15 protein-coding genes are annotated in these 18913 nt (G+C 40.5%); 14 read left to right on the forward strand and 1 reads right to left on the reverse strand.

The window, feature by feature from the left end:
- Positions 1 to 111 precede the first annotated feature (111 nt).
- From QM450_RS09805 to QM450_RS09865, 13 genes are all read left to right on the forward strand, one after another.
- On the forward strand, positions 112 to 1179 hold the full coding sequence (locus QM450_RS09805) for a hypothetical protein (protein ID WP_414320467.1): 1068 nt from the start codon (positions 112 to 114) through the stop codon (positions 1177 to 1179).
- A 1-nt stretch (position 1180) separates the two neighbouring features.
- Positions 1181 to 2212, forward strand: coding sequence for an acyltransferase family protein (locus QM450_RS09810; protein WP_414320468.1), 1032 nt, complete (start codon positions 1181 to 1183; stop codon positions 2210 to 2212).
- Positions 2205 to 3173, forward strand: a complete 969-nt coding sequence (locus QM450_RS09815; protein ID WP_414320469.1) for a glycosyltransferase family 2 protein — start codon at positions 2205 to 2207, stop codon at positions 3171 to 3173. Before QM450_RS09810 ends, QM450_RS09815 begins: the two co-directional genes overlap by 8 nt.
- A 190-nt stretch (positions 3174 to 3363) precedes the next feature.
- The gene (locus tag QM450_RS09820) at positions 3364 to 6048 is read left to right on the forward strand and encodes a cation-translocating P-type ATPase (RefSeq protein ID WP_414320470.1); all 2685 of its coding nucleotides are present in this window, start codon (positions 3364 to 3366) and stop codon (positions 6046 to 6048) included.
- A 112-nt stretch (positions 6049 to 6160) separates the two neighbouring features.
- Complete coding sequence (locus tag QM450_RS09825) at positions 6161 to 6571, forward strand: peptide deformylase (protein ID WP_414320480.1); 411 nt, start codon at positions 6161 to 6163, stop codon at positions 6569 to 6571.
- 134 nt (positions 6572 to 6705) lie between these two features.
- Positions 6706 to 6870, forward strand: coding sequence for a hypothetical protein (locus QM450_RS09830; RefSeq protein WP_049494288.1), 165 nt, complete (start codon positions 6706 to 6708; stop codon positions 6868 to 6870).
- A gap of 79 nt (positions 6871 to 6949) precedes the next feature.
- Positions 6950 to 7672 (forward strand): peroxide stress protein YaaA, encoded by a 723-nt coding sequence (yaaA, locus tag QM450_RS09835; protein ID WP_414320471.1) that lies wholly within the window; start codon positions 6950 to 6952, stop codon positions 7670 to 7672.
- A 140-nt stretch (positions 7673 to 7812) separates the two neighbouring features.
- On the forward strand, positions 7813 to 9099 hold the full coding sequence (locus QM450_RS09840) for a homoserine dehydrogenase (protein ID WP_414320472.1): 1287 nt from the start codon (positions 7813 to 7815) through the stop codon (positions 9097 to 9099).
- A 1-nt stretch (position 9100) separates the two neighbouring features.
- Entirely contained in the window at positions 9101 to 9970 is an 870-nt protein-coding gene (gene thrB / locus QM450_RS09845) for a homoserine kinase (protein WP_414320473.1), read from the forward strand.
- 276 nt (positions 9971 to 10246) lie between these two features.
- Positions 10247 to 11185, forward strand: a complete 939-nt coding sequence (gene msrB, locus QM450_RS09850; RefSeq protein ID WP_414320474.1) for a peptide-methionine (R)-S-oxide reductase MsrB — start codon at positions 10247 to 10249, stop codon at positions 11183 to 11185.
- Positions 11186 to 11235: 50 nt separating this feature from the next.
- On the forward strand, positions 11236 to 12960 hold the full coding sequence (locus tag QM450_RS09855; protein ID WP_414320475.1) for an ABC transporter ATP-binding protein: 1725 nt from the start codon (positions 11236 to 11238) through the stop codon (positions 12958 to 12960).
- A 1-nt stretch (position 12961) separates the two neighbouring features.
- On the forward strand, positions 12962 to 14710 hold the full coding sequence (locus QM450_RS09860) for an ABC transporter ATP-binding protein (protein ID WP_414320476.1): 1749 nt from the start codon (positions 12962 to 12964) through the stop codon (positions 14708 to 14710).
- 272 nt (positions 14711 to 14982) lie between these two features.
- Positions 14983 to 16242: a TRZ/ATZ family protein gene (locus QM450_RS09865; RefSeq protein ID WP_414320477.1), complete on the forward strand. Its 1260-nt coding sequence runs from the start codon at positions 14983 to 14985 to the stop codon at positions 16240 to 16242.
- 177 nt (positions 16243 to 16419) lie between these two features.
- Here the strand turns inward: QM450_RS09865 and QM450_RS09870 are convergent, their stop codons facing one another.
- On the reverse strand, positions 16420 to 17898 hold the full coding sequence (locus tag QM450_RS09870; RefSeq protein WP_414320478.1) for an oligosaccharide flippase family protein: 1479 nt from the start codon (positions 17896 to 17898) through the stop codon (positions 16420 to 16422).
- Between the two features lie 124 nt (positions 17899 to 18022).
- Between QM450_RS09870 and mecA the strand changes: the two genes are divergently transcribed.
- Positions 18023 to 18760 carry an adaptor protein MecA gene (gene mecA / locus QM450_RS09875; protein ID WP_414320479.1) on the forward strand — a complete coding sequence of 246 codons (738 nt, stop codon included), beginning with the start codon at positions 18023 to 18025 and terminating at the stop codon, positions 18758 to 18760.
- Positions 18761 to 18913: the final 153 nt, after the last annotated feature.

The raw sequence follows: 18913 nt of genomic DNA on the forward strand, positions 1-18913 counted from the left end.
CTTTCTAAAGCTCTCTCCTTGCTTTTTGAGTTCATAGATCCGAACTTTATCTTCATAAGTTAATTTCATAATAAAAACACCCCAAAAGTTAGATTTTCTTTTGTCTAACTTTTGGGGTGCAATTCTTTATCTGCTCTTATTTTACTTATCTTTGCTTCTAATAAAGTTTACACCTTAACGAAACCAGATGTTCAAGAATACCTAACTTGGAATACTCTGAGTACCAATTTGAGAGATTTCCCTGCAATTGATTATGAGAAGCATGCCAAGGAATTTCAGGAATTGGGGGTCAGTGAAAACGACTTATCTGCTTCAACCTACTGGTTATTTGCTGAAAAAGATGCTTTGAACAATGAGTTGTTAACAAAAATTCAATCCGTACGTTCTTTCTCTGAGAAGTACTCCTTTAATGTATTTCAGATGGTGAAAGATTATTTCCAAAACATTATTTTGACAACCTTTCTTCTTGTTATGGTTGGCTGGTTTTTGTTCTTCAAGCCTAAGAAAGTCTATGGCTGGTTACTCCCGCTTGTTCCATTTGCACTCATCGGTGCACTATTTGTTAGGCAGAGAGTAGTAGAACGTGTTTATATCCCGATTATCGTTAGCTTTTTAATCTTTTTCGTCTACTATGCGCCCTTATTTTACAATAAGCGTAAACTGTTGAAAGAAAGAGGAATTTTTTATAATCTACAACTTGTAGGAATGCTGGCGAGTATGGCCTGGGTAAATAGTGTGGGACAAGAACTTTACTGGTTCCCAATCATTCAATCATCCATGATATCAGAGTATCATGATGTAGTGGAAAAACATTCTGATAAATTGCTTGTTTTTGGCGGTTATGGAACACTTGTCAATTCTCAACCAAGCTTGGCTACGATTAGAATGAAGCCTGATCAGTTAATTGAAAATACAACAACCTTAGGTAATTGGCAAACTTTTTCGCCACATTACTATCAATTAATGGAAAACTACAATGTGGAGGACCCTAGTAATCTTCTTTCATCGGCTTTAGATAAGGAGAACATCCTATTCTTTTGGTCACCTTCCTCAGGAAATATGGATCGGGTCAAAAAAATTATGAAAGAACATTACCAGAAAGATATTTATTTTGAAGAAGTTGAGTTGGTCACTTCTGATATGAATCTTTATCGACTAAGAACAGGAGAAGATAGATAGGATGAAAAAGCGCATAGGTTACCTAGATATGGCTAAGGGGCTAGCGATTATACTTGTTATTATAGGGCATAGCAGTTTTGTGCCTCTTCGTGCAAAAATACTCCTCTATGTTTTTCATATCCCCTTATTTTTTTTCTTATCGGGATTTACTTTAAATGTTACTAAATACAAAACGTTTAAGGAGTATTTTTTTAGTAAGGTGAAAAGTTTGGTTGTACCCTTTTTTTACCTGAATATTTTTGTTTTCCTCTTTCAACTCTTTGTCATGTATCCTGAACAAGTGTTTAGTTTTAACCTTATTCATTTTGCTAAACAATTATTACTGTCAGATAGACTGCATGTTTATTTTCAGTTATGGTTTCTGAATGTCATGTTCTTGGCTCATGTTGTTAGTTACTTCATTCTGAGAAGAAAATGGTCGATTGGTCAATGGATACTAATTGCTATTTCCCTCTTATTCTTGGTCGTTCTAGGACAAAAAGTTTATTCTTGGAATTTTTATCTTATCTGGAATATTGATCTAGTTCCTGTAGCCATCATTTTTACACTCTTAGGTGTCGGTGTGAGAAAATATTTAGCGCAACTGGAAAAGTTTTTTGCAATATACTATTTACCAGTTGCCTTATTGCTAACTATGGTGATAGGTAAACTAAACTATAATTTGAGCGGGAAACAGATTGTTGATCTTTACTATCAACAGATTGGAAACCATCTCTTGTTTTACATTGCTGCAATTTCAGGTATATGGTCCACCCTCATATTCTTTAAGTCAATTCCTGAAATGACTCTCTTGAAATCAATCGGTCAAAGAACCTTGATTTACTATGGTGTCCATGCCCCAATTGTTTTAGTACTAGTAGAAAAATTAGTTTTACAACTGTCTACAAGATATACTGGTATTTTTGTGAATGGCTACGTTACTACAAGTGTTGTGACAATATTGACTTTAGTAGGGTGTGAATTGATTGTCAGAGTATTTAGAGGGACCAATTTTCCCTTTGGATTTAAAAGATTAGGAGACAAAGATGAGTAGAAATAATCCGATTTTATATATCGTGATTCCATGTTATAACGAAGAGCAAGTGTTACCTCATACTAATCCAATGTTTGTTGGAAAAATTGAGGAGCTTGTGAAAAACCAAGAAGTCCATCCATTAAGTAAGGTCATGTATGTCAATGATGGCAGTAAAGATCAAACTTGGGAGCTTATCCAAGAATATGCTACATCAAATCCATATGTAGTAGGTATTTCGCAGAGCCGAAATCGAGGCCATCAAAGTAGTGTCCTTGCTGGAATGTATGAAGCTGCAGAATTTGCGGATATCGTGATTACCATTGATGCAGACGGCCAGGATGATATTCATTGTATGAATCAGATGATTGCTGAATATAAGACAGGTTCAGAGATAGTCTACGGCGTTCGTGATAATAGAGATACAGACTCAGCTTTTAAGCGTATTACAGCAGAAGGTTTTTATAAAGTGATGCATTTATTTGGAGCGGATGTCGTTTTTAATCATGCTGATTATCGTTTAGTCTCAAAACGTTTTATTCATGAACTTGCTAAATTTAAAGAAGTAAACTTATTTCTTCGAGGCATTATGCCTCTTGTAGGATTTAAGTATTCCTACGTGACTTATAAACGCCATGAGCGGATTGCTGGTGAGAGCCACTATCCACTCTCTAAAATGCTTGGTCTAGCTATGGATGGAATTACTAGCTTATCGATTAAACCTATTCGCTTGATTACTAGCTTGGGAGTTATGACTTCACTTTTTAGTTTTTTGTTGATTATCTGGGTTTTGTGGAGCAAATTTGCTGGTACAGTAGTAGCTGGTTGGGCCAGTACATATGCCATTGTAAGTTTACTTGGGGGAGTTCAGCTGATTAGTCTTGGTGTAATTGGGGAATATATCGGAAAAATCTATCTAGAAGCCAAGCAACGTCCAAGATATATTATCAGTGATCGTACCTATGATGAGAGTAATGAGTAACCCCACCTCAAAACTTGAAAACTTTTGAAATTCTGATATAATAGAACTACTCAAGGGAGTAGCTGGCGGTTAACCGCGATAGTGTCGTCATTACGAATTATTTCCGGCACTATATTAAACAGCGAGACTTGTTTTTTTAAAAAACAGGTCTCTTTTTTTGTAAAAAGAGGCCAAAAAGGAGGAGACTGTTTTGTCAAAAGAACAAAATAAAGATTTGTTTTACACGCAATCTTCTGAGGAAGTCCTAAAGAACTTGGACTCATCTGTCGAAGGTTTGTCAACTGCTCAAGCTCAAGAACGCTTAGCGACTTATGGTCGTAATGAGTTGGAAGAGGGCGAAAAACGTAGCCTACTAGCTAAATTCCTAGATCAATTTAAGGATTTGATGATTATCATCTTGCTTGCGGCAGCGGCACTTTCTGTGATTACAGAAGGGATGGATGGTTTAACAGATGCTCTTATCATCTTGGCTGTAGTTGTCTTGAATGCTGCCTTTGGGGTTTACCAAGAAGGGCAAGCAGAAGCAGCCATTGAAGCGCTGAAAAATATGTCTAGCCCGATGGCTCGTGTTCGTCGTGATGGTCATGTGATTGAGATCGACTCAAAAGAATTGGTACCTGGTGACATCGTCTTGCTTGAAGCGGGAGATGTCGTGCCTGCAGATATGCGTTTGTTTGAAGCAGCTTCCCTTAAAATTGAAGAAGCAGCTCTTACAGGGGAGTCTGTGCCAGTTGAAAAAGATGTGACAGGACTTGTTGAAGCAGATGCTGGTATCGGGGATCGTGTTAACATGGGTTACCAAAACTCAAACGTAACTTACGGTCGTGGTATTGGTGTCGTGACCAACACTGGTATGTATACAGAAGTTGGTAAGATTGCGGATATGTTAGCCAACGCAGACGAAACTGAAACACCATTGAAGCAAAGCTTGGAACAATTATCTAAGGCCTTGACTTACTTGATTATTGTGATTGCCGTTATTACTTTCTTGGTTGGTGTCTTCGTTCGTGGAGAGCATCCATTAGAAGGCTTGATGGTTGCGGTAGCCCTTGCGGTTGCTGCGATTCCAGAAGGACTTCCTGCCATTGTAACTATCGTTCTATCTTTGGGAACAACAACCCTTGCCAAACGTAATTCAATCGTTCGTAAATTGCCAGCCGTTGAAACACTTGGTTCAACAGAAATCATCGCATCTGATAAAACAGGTACCTTGACCATGAACCAAATGACGGTTGAAAAAGTCTATACCAACGGTCAATTGCAAAGCTCAGCAGCTGAGATTGCGGCTAACAACAATACGCTACGTATCATGAACTTTGCCAACGATACCAAGGTGGATCCATCTGGTAAATTGATTGGTGACCCAACGGAGACAGCTCTTGTACAGTTTGGTTTGGACCACAACTTTGATGTTCGTGAAGTCTTGAAGGATGAGCCACGTGTGGCAGAATTGCCATTTGACTCAGACCGTAAACTCATGTCTACTATTCATAAGGAAGCAGACGGTTCTTACTTTATCGCTGTCAAGGGTGCGCCTGACCAATTGCTCAAGCGTGTGACGCGTATTGAAGTCAATGGGGAAGTTCGCCCAATCACAGAAGAAGACAAGAAAGCTATTCTTGCAACCAACAAAGACTTGGCCAAACAAGCCCTTCGTGTCTTGATGATGGCTTATAAGACAAGCAAGGAAATCCCAACTTTGGAATCTGAAATCGTTGAGTCTGACCTCATCTTCTCTGGTTTGGTCGGAATGATTGACCCTGAGCGTCCAGAAGCAGCAGAAGCTGTTCGTGTCGCTAAGGAAGCAGGTATCCGTCCGATCATGATCACAGGTGACCACCAAGATACAGCTGAAGCCATTGCCAAACGTTTGGGAATCATCGATCCAAATGATACAGAAAACCATGTCTTCACTGGTGCTGAGTTGAATGAACTCACTGATGAAGAATTCCAAAAAGTCTTCAAGCAATACTCTGTTTATGCTCGTGTATCACCTGAGCACAAGGTTCGTATCGTGAAAGCATGGCAAAATGAAGGTAAGGTTGTCGCTATGACGGGTGATGGGGTCAACGATGCGCCTTCACTTAAGACAGCTGACATTGGTATCGGTATGGGGATTACAGGTACAGAAGTTTCTAAGGGAGCTTCTGATATGGTCCTTGCTGATGATAACTTTGCAACCATTATCGTAGCGGTAGAAGAAGGACGTAAGGTCTTCTCAAATATCCAAAAATCCATCCAATACCTCTTGTCTGCTAATATGGCTGAAGTTTTCACCATCTTCTTTGCAACCTTGTTGGGTTGGGATGTGCTTCAACCAGTGCATTTGCTATGGATTAACCTGGTAACAGATACGCTCCCAGCCATCGCCCTTGGTGTGGAACCAGCTGAGCCAGGCGTCATGACTCACAAACCTCGTGGGCGTAAGTCTAACTTCTTTGATGGTGGTGTCTTCGGAGCAATCATTTATCAAGGGATCTTCCAAACCATGCTCGTTTTAGGTGTTTATGGTTGGGCTCTTCTCTTCCCAGAGCACCAAAGTCATACTGAAATCCATGCGGATGCCCTTACCATGGCTTTTGCAACTCTCGGTTTGATCCAATTGCTCCATGCCTTTAACGTCAAGTCTGTTTACCAATCAATCTTTACGGTTGGACTCTTCAAGAACAAGACATTTAACTGGTCTATCCCAGTTGCCTTCGTCCTCTTTGTGGTGACAATTTTGGTTCCTGGATTTAATAATCTCTTCCACGTGTCACATTTGAGTTTGACTCAATGGATGGTGGTCGCTGTAGGAGCGCTTATGATTGTAGTCCTTGTTGAGATTGTTAAAGCAGTCCAACGAGCACTTGGAAAAGATAAAAACGCTATTTAAACAATTATGAAAAGTCATCTTCGGATGGCTTTTTTGCTTTTAAATAAAGATAAATTGACTGAGCATTTTATGCTATAATCAAGGAGAATGATATCGCATGGAGGAAAGAATCTTGGAAAAGAAAATTGTGAAAGATATGATGTTTTTATCGCAGGTATCCCAGCCTGCTAGTCAGGAAGATTTACCCCTAGCAAAGGATTTGCAGGATACCCTATTGGCTAACCGAGAAACCTGTGTTGGACTAGCAGCCAATATGATTGGGGTACAAAAACGTGTTATTATTTTTAATATCGGAATGATTCCCATGGTTATGTTTAATCCGGTTCTCCAATCTTTTGAAGGCTTATACGAAACAGAGGAAGGTTGTTTGTCTTTGACAGGAGTGAGACCAATAACTCGGTATGAAAAGATTACCGTGGCTTATCGAGATATCCATTGGCAAGAGCAAACCATTACCCTGACAGGATTTCCTGCTCAGATCTGTCAGCATGAACTGGATCATTTAGAAGGGATTATCATATAAGCAGGTTCAGATTATCTTTCACTAGAATAGTGGATGATTTTTCAAGCTAAATAACTAAAAAAATTCGTTTTTCTTGCACTCTTGTTTGAAATTTGTGATAATGGATGAAAGAATAATAAATGGAGGACAGTCAAATGGGATTTTATCTGATGATTGGTTCGATGTTGCTTGGTCTTTTCGCTTTGAAGATAGGATTTTCTCACCTAAAGGAGAAAAAGTTTAATCTGTCATCTATCTTGACAAGCTGCCTTGGGACAGCACTCGTTCTCTTTGCAATCTGGTTAGGATTGCCAAAATAAGGAAAGAAGCCTCGGTATTCACCGAGGTTTTTAGGTGCAAATCCTTGGTAGTCCTAAAAAAATATGCTACACTAACACTATGAAAATTCTAATCCCAACTGCAAAAGAAATGAATACCGAAATCCCTAGTTTAGAGGCTAAACCATTGCGTCCTGAAAGTCAGGCGGTGCTGGATGAATTGGCCAGATATTCTGCCCAAGAGCTGGAGAACTTTTACAAAATATCTGCCGAAAAAGCGCAAGAGGAGTATGACCATATCCAGGCCTTAGAAAATGGAACTGCGATAAACTATCCAGCCTTGCACCTCTTTGATGGACTCATGTATCGCAACATCAAACGGGACAATCTAAGCAAGGCTGAAGAAGCCTATCTGGAGAAACACCTCATGATAACGTCAGCTCTTTACGGTGTGATTCCAGCCTTTGCATCGATTGCACCTCACAGACTGGACTTTTTGATGAAGCTTAAAATTGCTGGGAAAAGCCTGAAAAGTCACTGGAAGTCAGCTTATGAAGAGTCGGTGAAGGGTGAAGAACTAATCTTTTCACTCTTGTCTTCGGAGTTTGAAACTGTCTTTCCAAAAGATATCCGTGAAAAATTGATGACCTTTAAGTTTATGGAAGACAGAGATGGAAAACTTAAAGTCCACTCAACCATTTCAAAGAAAGCTAGAGGTGCTTTCTTAACAGCCTTGATGGAAAATCAGGTGACTTCGGTAGCAGAGATTAAAAAGCTCAGCTTTGCGGGTTTCAATTATCGAGAAGACTTGTCTAGTGACAAGGAAATGGTCTTTGTGAAATAGATTGAAAATAGAGTCTGTCCTAGTTTGTATCAGGGCAGGCTTTTTTATGATTTGACGCTCCTATTTTTAGTTCAGAATGGTAGGAATTTTCTCACAATTTTGGTATAATAGGACTATTAGAAAATTTCGAGGAGACAAATATGTCAGTTAAGATTGCTTTACTTGGATTTGGTACAGTAGCCAGTGGTGTACCATTCTTACTAAAGGAAAATGGAGAAAAAATTGTTCAAGCAGCACATTCAGAAATTGAAGTAGCCAAGGTTTTGGTCAAAGACGATGAAGAGAAAGCACGCTTGCTTGAGGCAGGAAATGATTTTAATTTCGTAACAAATATCGACGAAATTTTGTCAGACAAAGACATCACAATTGTTGTTGAGTTGATGGGACGTATCGAACCTGCTAAAACGTTTATCACTCGCGCCTTAGAAGCAGGAAAGCATGTCGTGACAGCCAACAAGGACCTTTTGGCTGTTCATGGTGCAGAATTGCTTGAGATTGCTAAAGCTCATAATGTTGCTCTTTATTATGAAGCAGCTGTTGCGGGAGGAATTCCAATCCTTCGTACCTTGGTTAACTCACTAGCATCAGACAAAATCACACGTGTTCTTGGTGTCGTCAATGGAACATCAAACTTCATGATGACTAAAATGGTAACCGAAGGTTGGTCTTACGAGGATGCTTTGGCAGAAGCACAACGACTTGGCTTCGCTGAAAGCGACCCAACCAATGATGTGGACGGGATTGATGCAGCCTACAAGATGGTTATCCTTAGCCAGTTTGCTTTTGGGATGAATGTCAAGTTTGAAGATGTTGGCCACCAAGGAATTCGCAACATCACTCCAGAAGATGTAGCAGTAGCTCAAGAACTTGGTTATGTTGTGAAATTAGTTGGTTCTATCGAAGAAACACCTTCTGGAATCGCTGCTGAGGTTACACCAACCTTCCTTCCTAAAGAACACCCACTAGCAAGTGTTAACGGTGTTATGAATGCTGTCTTTGTGGAATCTATCGGTATCGGCGAGTCTATGTACTACGGACCAGGTGCAGGTCAAAAACCAACTGCAACAAGTGTTGTGGCTGATATTGCCCGTATCGTTCGTCGTTTGAATGATGGAACAATTGGAAAAGCCTTTAATGAATACAGCCGTCCAGTGGTCTTGGCTAAGCCAGAAGATGTCAAAGCTAACTACTATTTCTCAATCTTGGCTCCAGATTCAAAAGGTCAAGTTTTGAAATTGGCTGAGCTCTTTAACGCAGAAGATATTTCCTTCAAGCAAATCCTTCAAGATGGTAAGCAAGAAGGTAAGGCTCGTGTTGTCATCATCACTCATAAAATCAACAAGGCGCAACTTGAAAATATTACAGCAGCTTTGAAGGGTGTAGCCGAGTTTGAACTTCTCAACACCTTCAAGGTTTTAGGAGATTAAGATGAAGATTATTGTACCTGCTACAAGTGCCAATGTGGGTCCTGGTTTTGACTCTGTTGGTGTAGCTGTAACTAAGTATCTAGAAATTCAGGTTTGTGAAGAACGTGAAGAATGGATGATTGAGCACCAACTAGGTAAATGGATTCCACGTGACGAACGTAATCTTTTGCTAAAGATTGCCTTACAAATCGTTCCAGACCTACAACCAAGACGTCTGAAAATGATTAGTGATATTCCACTTGCACGTGGACTAGGTTCTTCTAGTTCTGTCATCGTTGCAGGGATTGAACTGGCAAATCAATTAGGAAATCTTAAATTAAGCGATCACGACAAATTGCAATTGGCGACTAAGATTGAAGGCCATCCTGATAATGTTGCACCAGCCATCTACGGAAATCTGGTTATTGCCAGCTCAGTTGAAGGTCAGGTTTCAGCAGTAGTGGCGCCTTTCCCAGAGTGTGCCTTCCTAGCCTATATTCCAAACTATGAATTGCGAACTCGCGATAGTCGTGGTGTCTTGCCTAAGAAATTATCATACAAGGAAGCTGTTGCAGCAAGTTCAATAGCCAATGTGGCTATCGCAGCTCTATTGACAGGAGATATGGTCAAAGCTGGTCAAGCTATCGAGAGTGACCTCTTCCACGAACGTTACCGTCAAGAACTGGTGCGAGAATTTGCGACCATCAAAAAAGTTGCCAAGAAAAATGGTGCTTATGCAACCTACCTCTCTGGAGCTGGTCCGACTGTCATGGTCTTGGCTGACCCTGACAAGATGCCAAAGATTAAGGCAGAGCTTGAAAAGCAACCGTTCAAAGGTAAGCTTCATGATTTGCAAGTAGACACAGAAGGCGTTCGCGTCGAAGCAAAATAAATTTAGCAATAGGATGGGGAAACTCTCTATTAGAGGGCTTCCTGTCCTTTTTTTGAAAATGAAACATGGGAATTGATACTCAATGAAAATCAAAGAGCAAACTAGGAAGCGAGCTGCAGGTTGCTCAAAGCACTGCTTTGAGGTTGTAGATAAGACTGACGATGTCAGTTACATATATCTACGGCAAGGCGAAGCTGACGTGGTTTGAAGAGATTTTCGAAGAGTATGAAATGTTTCCCGTGTTTAGCGACCGATAGTTGGTCAAGGAGGTATGAGATGGCAGAAATATATTTAGCAGGTGGTTGCTTCTGGGGTTTAGAAGAATATTTTTCCAGAATTTCTGGAGTCCTGCAAACAAGTGTTGGTTACGCTAATGGTCAAGTTGAAACTACTAACTATCAACTGATCAAAGAAACAGATCACGCAGAGACTGTGCAAGTCATCTACGATGAAAAGGTGGTATCGCTTCGTGAGATCTTGCTCTATTATTTCCGAGTCATTGATCCTTTATCTGTCAACCAACAAGGAAACGATCGTGGTCGTCAGTACCGCACAGGGATTTATTACCTAGATGAAAAGGATTTACCGACTATCTATGCTCTTGTCCAAGAGCAGGAGCGCATGCTCGGTCGCAAGATAGCGGTTGAAGTGGAGAAGCTTCGTCACTATATCCTGGCTGAGGACTATCACCAAGACTACCTCAAGAAAAATCCTGGTGGCTATTGCCATATTGATGTGAGGGATGCGGAGAAACCACTGATTGATGCGGCCAACTATGAAAAACCTAGTCAGGCAGCTTTACGAGAACAACTGTCTGAAGAGTCCTATAGAGTCACGCAAGAAGCAGCAACGGAAGCTCCATTTAGAAATGCTTACGACCAAACTTTTGAGGAAGGAATTTATGTCGATATCACGACTGGGGAGCCCCTCTTCTTTGCCAAGGATAAGTTTGCCTCAGGCTGTGGTTGGCCAAGTTTTAGTAGACCGATTTCTAAAGAGCTGATCCATTACTATCGTGACTTGAGTCACGGTATGGAGCGTATCGAAGTTCGGTCACGTTCGGGTAATGCCCACTTGGGTCATGTCTTTACAGACGGGCCTCAGGAACTAGGTGGCTTACGCTATTGTATCAATTCTGCTTCTTTACGATTCATTGCTAAGGATGAGATGGAAGAGGCTGGTTATGGCTACTTACTTCCATATTTGAACAAGTAAAAAAGATGGTGGTTTTTCCACCTTCTTCATTTTGTAAATAGAAGAGACTTATGAAACACTTACTTTCTTACTTTAAACCCTACATCAAGGAGTCTTTTCTAGCACCCTTGTTTAAGCTGCTAGAAGCTGTTTTTGAACTCTTGGTACCCATGGTGATAGCTGGGATTGTCGACCAATCCATCCCTCAAAAAGATCAAGCTCATCTCTGGATGCAAATGGGTCTCCTCTTTGTGTTTGCAGTTATCGGCGTTTTGGTAGCCTTAGTAGCTCAGTTTTACTCAGCCAAGGCAGCAGTCGGCTTCACCAAGGAGTTGACCAATGATCTCTATCGTCATATTCTTTCCTTGCCCAAGGATAGTAGAGATCGTTTAACGACTTCGAGTTTGGTGACGCGTTTGACTTCAGATACCTATCAGATTCAGACAGGGATCAATCAATTTTTACGCTTATTTTTAAGGGCGCCTATTATTGTTTTCGGTGCCATTTTTATGGCCTATCGCCTCTCGCCTGAATTGACCTTCTGGTTTTTGGTCATGGTTTCCATTTTGTCCTTTGTTATTGTCGTGTTATCACGTTTGGTCAATCCTCTCTATAGTACTTTGAGAAAGAAAACAGACCAGCTGGTTCAGGAAATACGCCAACAGATACAAGGTATGCGTGTGATTCGTGCCTTTGGCCAAGAAAAACGAGAAATCGAGAACTTCCAAGTACTCAATCAAGTCTATACAGCTATCCAAATGAAAACAGGATACTGGTCCAGTCTCTTGCCCCCCGTAACCTATTTGATCGTCAACGGAACCTTGTTAGTGATTATCTGGAATGGTTATATTTCTATCCAAGGGGGTTGGCTCAGTCAAGGTGCCTTGATTGCCTTAATCAACTATCTCCTGCAAATCTTGGTAGAGTTGATAAAACTAGCCATGCTCATTAATTCACTCAACCAGTCTTATATTTCTGCCAAGCGGATTGAAGAAGTATTCGCTGAAGAACCTGAAGATATACTGGCAGAAATTGCGCAAAGGGAAGGTTCATTAAACCAGTCCTTACGAGTTGAAGAGTTAACCTTTACCTATCCTGATGCTGCCCAACCTTCTCTGAGAGATATTTCTTTTGGAATGAAAGAGGGGCAGATTCTTGGGATTATTGGGGGAACCGGTTCTGGTAAATCAACCTTGGTACAAGTCCTACTTGGGCTCTATCCGGCAGATAAGGGAAGCATTTCCCTTTATCGAGATGGACGTAGTCCTCGCGATCTTTCTGAATGGCGTTCTTGGATGGCCTATGTCCCTCAAAAGGTTGAACTCTTTAAGGGAACCATCCGTTCTAACTTGACCTTGGGTATGGAAGAGCCTGTCTCGAACCGAGAACTCTGGCAGGCCTTGGAAATTGCTCAGGCCAAGGACTTTGTCAGCGATAAGGAAGGTCAACTGGACGCAGAAGTCCAAGCGGGTGGCCGTAATTTCTCAGGTGGGCAAAAACAACGTTTATCGATTGCCCGAGCAGTTTTACGTCAAGCTCCTTTTCTCATCCTCGATGATGCGACGTCAGCCCTTGATACCATTACTGAGTCCAATCTTCTGAAGGCTGTTCAGGAAAACTTGCCTGATTCTAGCTTAATCTTGATTTCCCAACGAACTTCGACTTTGAAGATTGCTGATCAAATTCTCCTTTTAGAGAAAGGTCAGCAATTAGCGCTTGGAAATCATGAGGAATTGATGAAGACTAGTCAAGTCTATCGTGAAATCAATGCATCCCAACATGGAAAGGAGGACTAGAATGAAAGGCAAACATGCAAGTCAAACCCTTAAACGATTAGCAAAAGAGTTAGCAAGTCATCCCATCCTTCTTTTCCTGGCTTTCTTGGGAACCATTGCCCAAGTAGCCCTATCAATCTATCTGCCAATCTTGATTGGACAGGTAATTGACCAAGTCCTAGTGACGGGCTCATCTCAGGTATTTTGGCAGATTTTTCTCCAGATGATATTGGTGGTCATAGGAAATACACTAGTTCAATGGGCCAATCCCCTCCTATACAACCGCCTCATTTTCTCCTATACCAGAGATTTACGTGAAAAAATTATTCAAAAACTCCATCGTCTCCCGATTGCCCTTGTAGACAAACAGGGGAGCGGAGAAATGGTCAGCCGTGTGACGACAGATATTGAACAGTTGGCAGTGGGATTGAATATGATTTTCAACCAATTTTTTATCGGAGTTCTGATGATTTTGGTCAGCATCCTTGCCATGCTTCAAATTCATCTCTTGATGACTCTATTAGTTCTGCTCTTAACACCTCTGTCTATGGTTATTTCACGCTTTATTGCCAAGAAATCCTACCATCTCTTTCAAAAGCAGACGGAGACTAGAGGGATTCAAACCCAGTTGATTGAGGAGTCGCTTACCCAGCAGAACATTATCCAGTCGTTTAATGCCCAGGAAGAGTTTATCGAGAGACTTCATGAGGCAAACGATACTTATGCAGTCTATTCTCAGTCGGCTATCTTTTATTCTTCGACAGTCAATCCTTCAACCCGTTTTGTAAATGCCCTTATTTATGCCCTTCTTGCTGGAGTTGGTGCTTTCCGTATCATGATGGGCTCTACTTTGACAGTTGGACGTTTAGTGACCTTTTTGAACTATGTGCAGCAGTACACTAAGCCTTTTAATGATATTTCATCGGTCTTAGCCGAGTTGCAGAGTGCATTGGCTTGTGCAGAACGTGTTTATACTGTTTTAGAAAGCCCTGAGATTACAGAAACTGGCCATAAAGAATTGAACAGCGACCAAGTCAAGGGAGCTATTTCCTTTAAACATGTTTCTTTTGGTTACAATCCTGAAAAAATACTAATCAAGGACTTGTCTATTGACATTCCAGCAGGTAGTAAGGTTGCCATCGTTGGACCAACGGGTGCTGGGAAATCCACCCTCATCAATCTCCTCATGCGTTTTTATCCTATAAACTCTGGAGATATTTTACTGGATGGATGCTCGATTTATGACTATACCCGATCATCATTGAGACAGCAGTTTGGGATGGTGCTTCAAGAAACCTGGCTCAAGCAAGGAACCATTCATGACAATATTGCTTTTGGAAATCCTGAAGCAAGCCGAGATCAGGTTATTGCGGCAGCCAAGGCAGCTAACGCAGATTTCTTTATCCAACAGTTGCCACAGGGTTATGATGCCAAGCTTGAAAATGCAGGTGAATCCTTGTCTGTTGGTCAGGCTCAGCTCTTAACCATTGCCCGTGTCTTTCTAGCCATTCCTAAGATTCTTATCTTAGATGAAGCAACTTCATCCATCGATACCCGTACCGAGGTTCTGGTTCAGGATGCCTTTGCCAAACTCATGAAAGGACGGACAAGCTTCATCATTGCCCACCGTTTGTCGACCATTCAGGATGCTGATTTGATTCTTGTCTTGGTGGATGGAGATATTGTCGAGTATGGCAATCATCAGGAACTGATGGCTAGAAAAGGTAAATATTATCAAATGCAAGAAGCAGCAGCTTTTAGCCCAGAATAAATGGGAAAGCCTTTATAATGCCAATAAACAACAAGAAAAGTTGCCTTCGGGTGACTTTTTTGTTACAATAGCTAGAAAAATTATCTAGTATGAAAGCTAATACTCAATGAAAATCAAAGAGCAAACTAGGAAACTAGCCGCAGGTTGCTCAAAGCACTGCTTTGAGGTTGTAGATAGAACTGACGAAGTCAGTAACATATATACGGCAAGGCGACGTTGACGCGGTTTGAATTTGATTTTCGAAGAGTATAATTTAGAAAAGGAGCCTATTGATGAAAGTCTTTCAGCATGTAAATATCGTGACTTGTGACCAAGATTTCCATGTCTACCTGGATGGTATCTTAGCTCTTGAAAATTCTCAAATCATCTATGTCGGTCAGGAAAATCAAGAAATTCTCAAGCAAGCAGATCAAATCATAGACTATCAGGGTGCTTGGATTATGCCTGGTTTGGTTAACTGCCATACTCACTCTGCAATGACAGGCTTGAGGGGGATTCGTGATGATAGCAATCTCCACGAATGGCTGGAGGAGTATATCTGGCCAGCAGAAGCAGAATTTACACCAGAGATGACTACAAAAGCCGTCAAAGAGGCGCTAACAGAGATGCTCCAGTCAGGAACGACAACTTTCAATGATATGTACAATCCCAATGGAGTAGAGATAGAGAAGATTTATGAAGCAGTCAAGGCATCCAAGATGCGTTGCTATTTTTCTCCAACTATCTTTTCTTCAGACATGGAGACCACAGATGAGACTATAGCAAAAACTCGTGCTGTCATCGGGACAATCAAAGGCTATCAGGATCCCAATTTCAAGGTTATGGTGGCTCCTCATTCGCCCTACAGTTGTAGTCGAGAATTGTTAGAGGCTAGTTTGAACCTAGCAAAAAAAGAAGATATTCCACTTCATATTCATGTGGCAGAAACAAAAGAAGAGCCAGGCATTATCCTGAAACGTTATGGCAAACGTCCAATAGCCTTTCTAGATGAACTTGGGTATTTAGATCATCAGGCTGTATTTGCCCACGGTGTGGAGTTAAATGAAGCAGAAATTACCCGCTTGGCAGATTCGCAAGTCGCTATCGCCCACAATCCTATCAGCAACCTCAAACTAGCTTCGGGAATTGCACCAATCATTCAATTACAAAAAGCAGGTGTTCCAGTTGGTATCGCGACGGACTCAGTTGCTTCTAACAATAATCTCGATATGTTTGAGGAAGGACGCACGGCGGCCCTTTTACAGAAAATGAAGAGCGGTGATGCCAGTCAATTTCCTATTGAAACTGCTCTCAAGGCACTGACGATTGAAGGAGCTAAGGTACTAGGAATGGAAGATGAGATTGGTAGCCTAGAAGTCGGCAAGCAAGCAGATTTTCTCGTTATCCAACCGCAAGGAAAAATCCATCTCCAACCTCAAGAAAACATGCTTTCTCACCTCGTTTATGCTGTCAAATCGAGTGACGTTAATGACGTCTATATTGCAGGTGAGCAAGTAGTGAGAGCTGGGAAGGTACTAACAGTAGATTTGTAAGTGATACTCTTTCTAATTTTTTAAAGCTAGGTCGGTGTTGTCTTGACTTAGTATGCTCTAACAAGTTTATTGAGTGAGTATTTATTGTGTAGGCTGTATAGAAAAAGAAGACTCTGTAAGGTCTTCTTTTTGTTACATAATATTTAATTTGAACATTTTTGAAAGGGATAAAGACCTTTATCCTCTTTTAATCTTAGCACGAACTAGATTAAGCGCATAATGAAGTGTTTTATCTTTGATAATAAAGAGTGTGATAGCGTAATAGATGCCACAAGCTGCGATTGTAGAAAGAACCATGCTGATCATATTCATCGTAACTTCGTAGCTATGAACTTGGAAGAGGGTTTTAAAAACAAAATAAATTGGGATGAAACCGAGTGACACGATTGTGTAGCGAGTTAAGGTTGTAAAAATCTCTTTCAAATCCAATAGTTTGTACTTCTTAATAAAGCGAATCTCTAGCAGAACCACAATTGCTTCAGCTAGAACGGTTGTTCCAATGTAGTATTCAGGAGTGAAGATATTATTGAAAAACAGCAAGGAATTAAATAGAATATTTGCACCACCTCCGATAAAGTAGAAAGCAGTCAAGTGGTTTTCATGGTCATTGATAAAGATAATTTGTTTAGCAAGGATTAATTCTATGGCCCAGATAATGGTACGAAAGGCAAAGACACTTGTTACAATTCCGGCTTCTAGATATTTCTCAGAAGAGTAAATAACTGTAGCATAGGTTCCCAAAACCATAATACCAATACTGGTAGGAATCATGAGGAAGTAAAAGAGGGATGCGCCCTGATTGACCAAATTTTTATAAGAAGTAAAATCTTTTTTTCCTAGATAATAACCAAGTCGTGGGATGCTGACGTTGATAGCTCCGCTAAGGACACTAGCGATCAGCATAACGATACTGGAGGCGATGGTGTAGTATGAGATGTAATTCTCATCAGGACCTTTGGTAATGAACATACGGTCTAGTAAGGTATAGAGCATATTAGCATTTGCTAGAAGGAGCATAGTTAGGAGAGGTTTAGATGACTTGAGAAGTTCGATGAACTCAATCTTAACAAAGGAGACCTCTCGTTTAATCCAGAGGAAGCTTAGCAGATAGTTGATGATAGTTGTCGCACTCATGATGGTAGCATAAGGGACGATATCATCAGGTGTCTTAACGAAAGCGAAGATAGCGACCAACATTCCAATCCGAATAACCAGTGTTTTATAAAGGATAAAAGAATAATTCTCGTAGGCTTCATTCATCCACTCGATATTGAGAAATTGGAAGAGTGCCTGGATTCCAAGGATATAGTAAAGGATTTTGAGGTTGACAATACTGGTATCAAAGTGAATAAAGAGGAAGTAGATAATTGTTGTTACAACAGAAGTAATGAGCGAAATATAGAACAACTTAGAAAAGACATAATTGATCTTGTTTTTGTCATCCTTAACTTTACTAATTGCTCGAATCCCATAATTGTAAATCCCAAAGGCAGCGAGTGGAATGACAAAGCTTGCCCAGGTGTTGGCAGTGTTGAAGTAACCGTAATTCGATTTGCTAAGAATTCGCGTTAGATAGGGATTAGTAATCAAAGGAAAAACGATATTCAAGATATTGACCAGCAAGCTAGCCAAAGCATTAACTTTTATATTTTTCATGAAACTTTCTTTCTTATATTCTAAACTAGATACTAGTATTATATCACATTCCAACGCCATTCTTTTGATAAAATCTGTGAAATCTTGTATAATAGATAGAACTGAAAGTATGAGGTTACGAACTATGAAAATGAAACAAATCAGTGATACGACTTTAAAAATCACTATGTCTTTAGAAGATTTGATGGATCGTGGAATGGAAATCGCAGACTTTCTCGTTCCGCAAGAGAAAACAGAAGAATTCTTCTACGCAATCTTGGATGAGTTAGAGATGCCAGACAGTTTCTTGGATACGGGCATGCTTAGCTTCCGAGTAACACCTAAGCCAGACAAGGTTGATGTTTTTGTGACCAAGTCTAAGATTGATCAGAATTTGGACTTTGACGATTTGGCAGACCTTCCAGATATGGATGAATTGGCCAAAATGTCTCCAGATGAGTTTTTGAAAACCTTGGAGAAAACCATGGCAGAAAAAACTAAAGATGATATTGAAGCTATTCAATCTTTAGAGCAGGTTGAAAAGGAAGAAGAAGCAGCGCTTGATGAAGCCCTCGAAGTAGAAGAAGGAAAAAGAGAGCCTTATATCTACTACATCTTACGTTTTGATGATTTATCTAATTTGGTTTCTTTTGCCAAAACGGTTGACTACCAAATGGAGACTTCAGAACTCTACAAGATGAATGACCAGTACTATCTGACAGTCTTAGTTGATGTAGAAGATCAACCTAGCCTTTATCCAGCTTGGTTGTTGGCACGTATGCGAGAATTTGCAGATGATAGTGATATCAGCCGTTCTGTCCTACAAGAATATGGGCAATTACTCATCAATCATGATGCTGTTCAAGGACTCCAAAAAGTTTAATCTAGAAAAAGAGGTTGGGACAAAATGAATTGCACCCCAAAAGTTAGACAAAAGAAAATCTAACTTTTGGGGTGTTTTTATTATGAAATTAACTTATGAAGATAAAGTTCGGATCTATGAACTCAAAAAGCAAGGAGAGAGCTTTAGAAAGCT

Origin of the sequence: Streptococcus infantis (assembly GCF_047464615.1) — a bacterium.
Classification (GTDB): Bacteria; Bacillota; Bacilli; order Lactobacillales; family Streptococcaceae; genus Streptococcus; species Streptococcus infantis_Y.

Excerpts from the sequence above, each read along its gene's own strand:
- QM450_RS09810 (WP_414320468.1), top strand. The coding sequence starts at position 1,181 with ATGAAAAAGCGCATAGGTTACCTAGATATGGCTAAGGGGCTAGCGATT.
- QM450_RS09815 (WP_414320469.1), top strand. The coding sequence starts at position 2,205 with ATGAGTAGAAATAATCCGATTTTATATATCGTGATTCCATGTTATAAC.
- QM450_RS09830 (WP_049494288.1), top strand. The coding sequence starts at position 6,706 with ATGGGATTTTATCTGATGATTGGTTCGATGTTGCTTGGTCTTTTCGCT.
- yaaA (WP_414320471.1), top strand. The coding sequence starts at position 6,950 with ATGAAAATTCTAATCCCAACTGCAAAAGAAATGAATACCGAAATCCCT.
- QM450_RS09840 (WP_414320472.1), top strand. The coding sequence starts at position 7,813 with ATGTCAGTTAAGATTGCTTTACTTGGATTTGGTACAGTAGCCAGTGGT.
- thrB (WP_414320473.1), top strand. The coding sequence starts at position 9,101 with ATGAAGATTATTGTACCTGCTACAAGTGCCAATGTGGGTCCTGGTTTT.
- msrB (WP_414320474.1), top strand. The coding sequence starts at position 10,247 with ATGGCAGAAATATATTTAGCAGGTGGTTGCTTCTGGGGTTTAGAAGAA.
- QM450_RS09855 (WP_414320475.1), top strand. The coding sequence starts at position 11,236 with ATGAAACACTTACTTTCTTACTTTAAACCCTACATCAAGGAGTCTTTT.
- QM450_RS09860 (WP_414320476.1), top strand. The coding sequence starts at position 12,962 with ATGAAAGGCAAACATGCAAGTCAAACCCTTAAACGATTAGCAAAAGAG.
- QM450_RS09865 (WP_414320477.1), top strand. The coding sequence starts at position 14,983 with ATGAAAGTCTTTCAGCATGTAAATATCGTGACTTGTGACCAAGATTTC.
- QM450_RS09870 (WP_414320478.1), bottom strand. The coding sequence starts at position 17,898 with ATGAAAAATATAAAAGTTAATGCTTTGGCTAGCTTGCTGGTCAATATC.
- mecA (WP_414320479.1), top strand. The coding sequence starts at position 18,023 with ATGAAAATGAAACAAATCAGTGATACGACTTTAAAAATCACTATGTCT.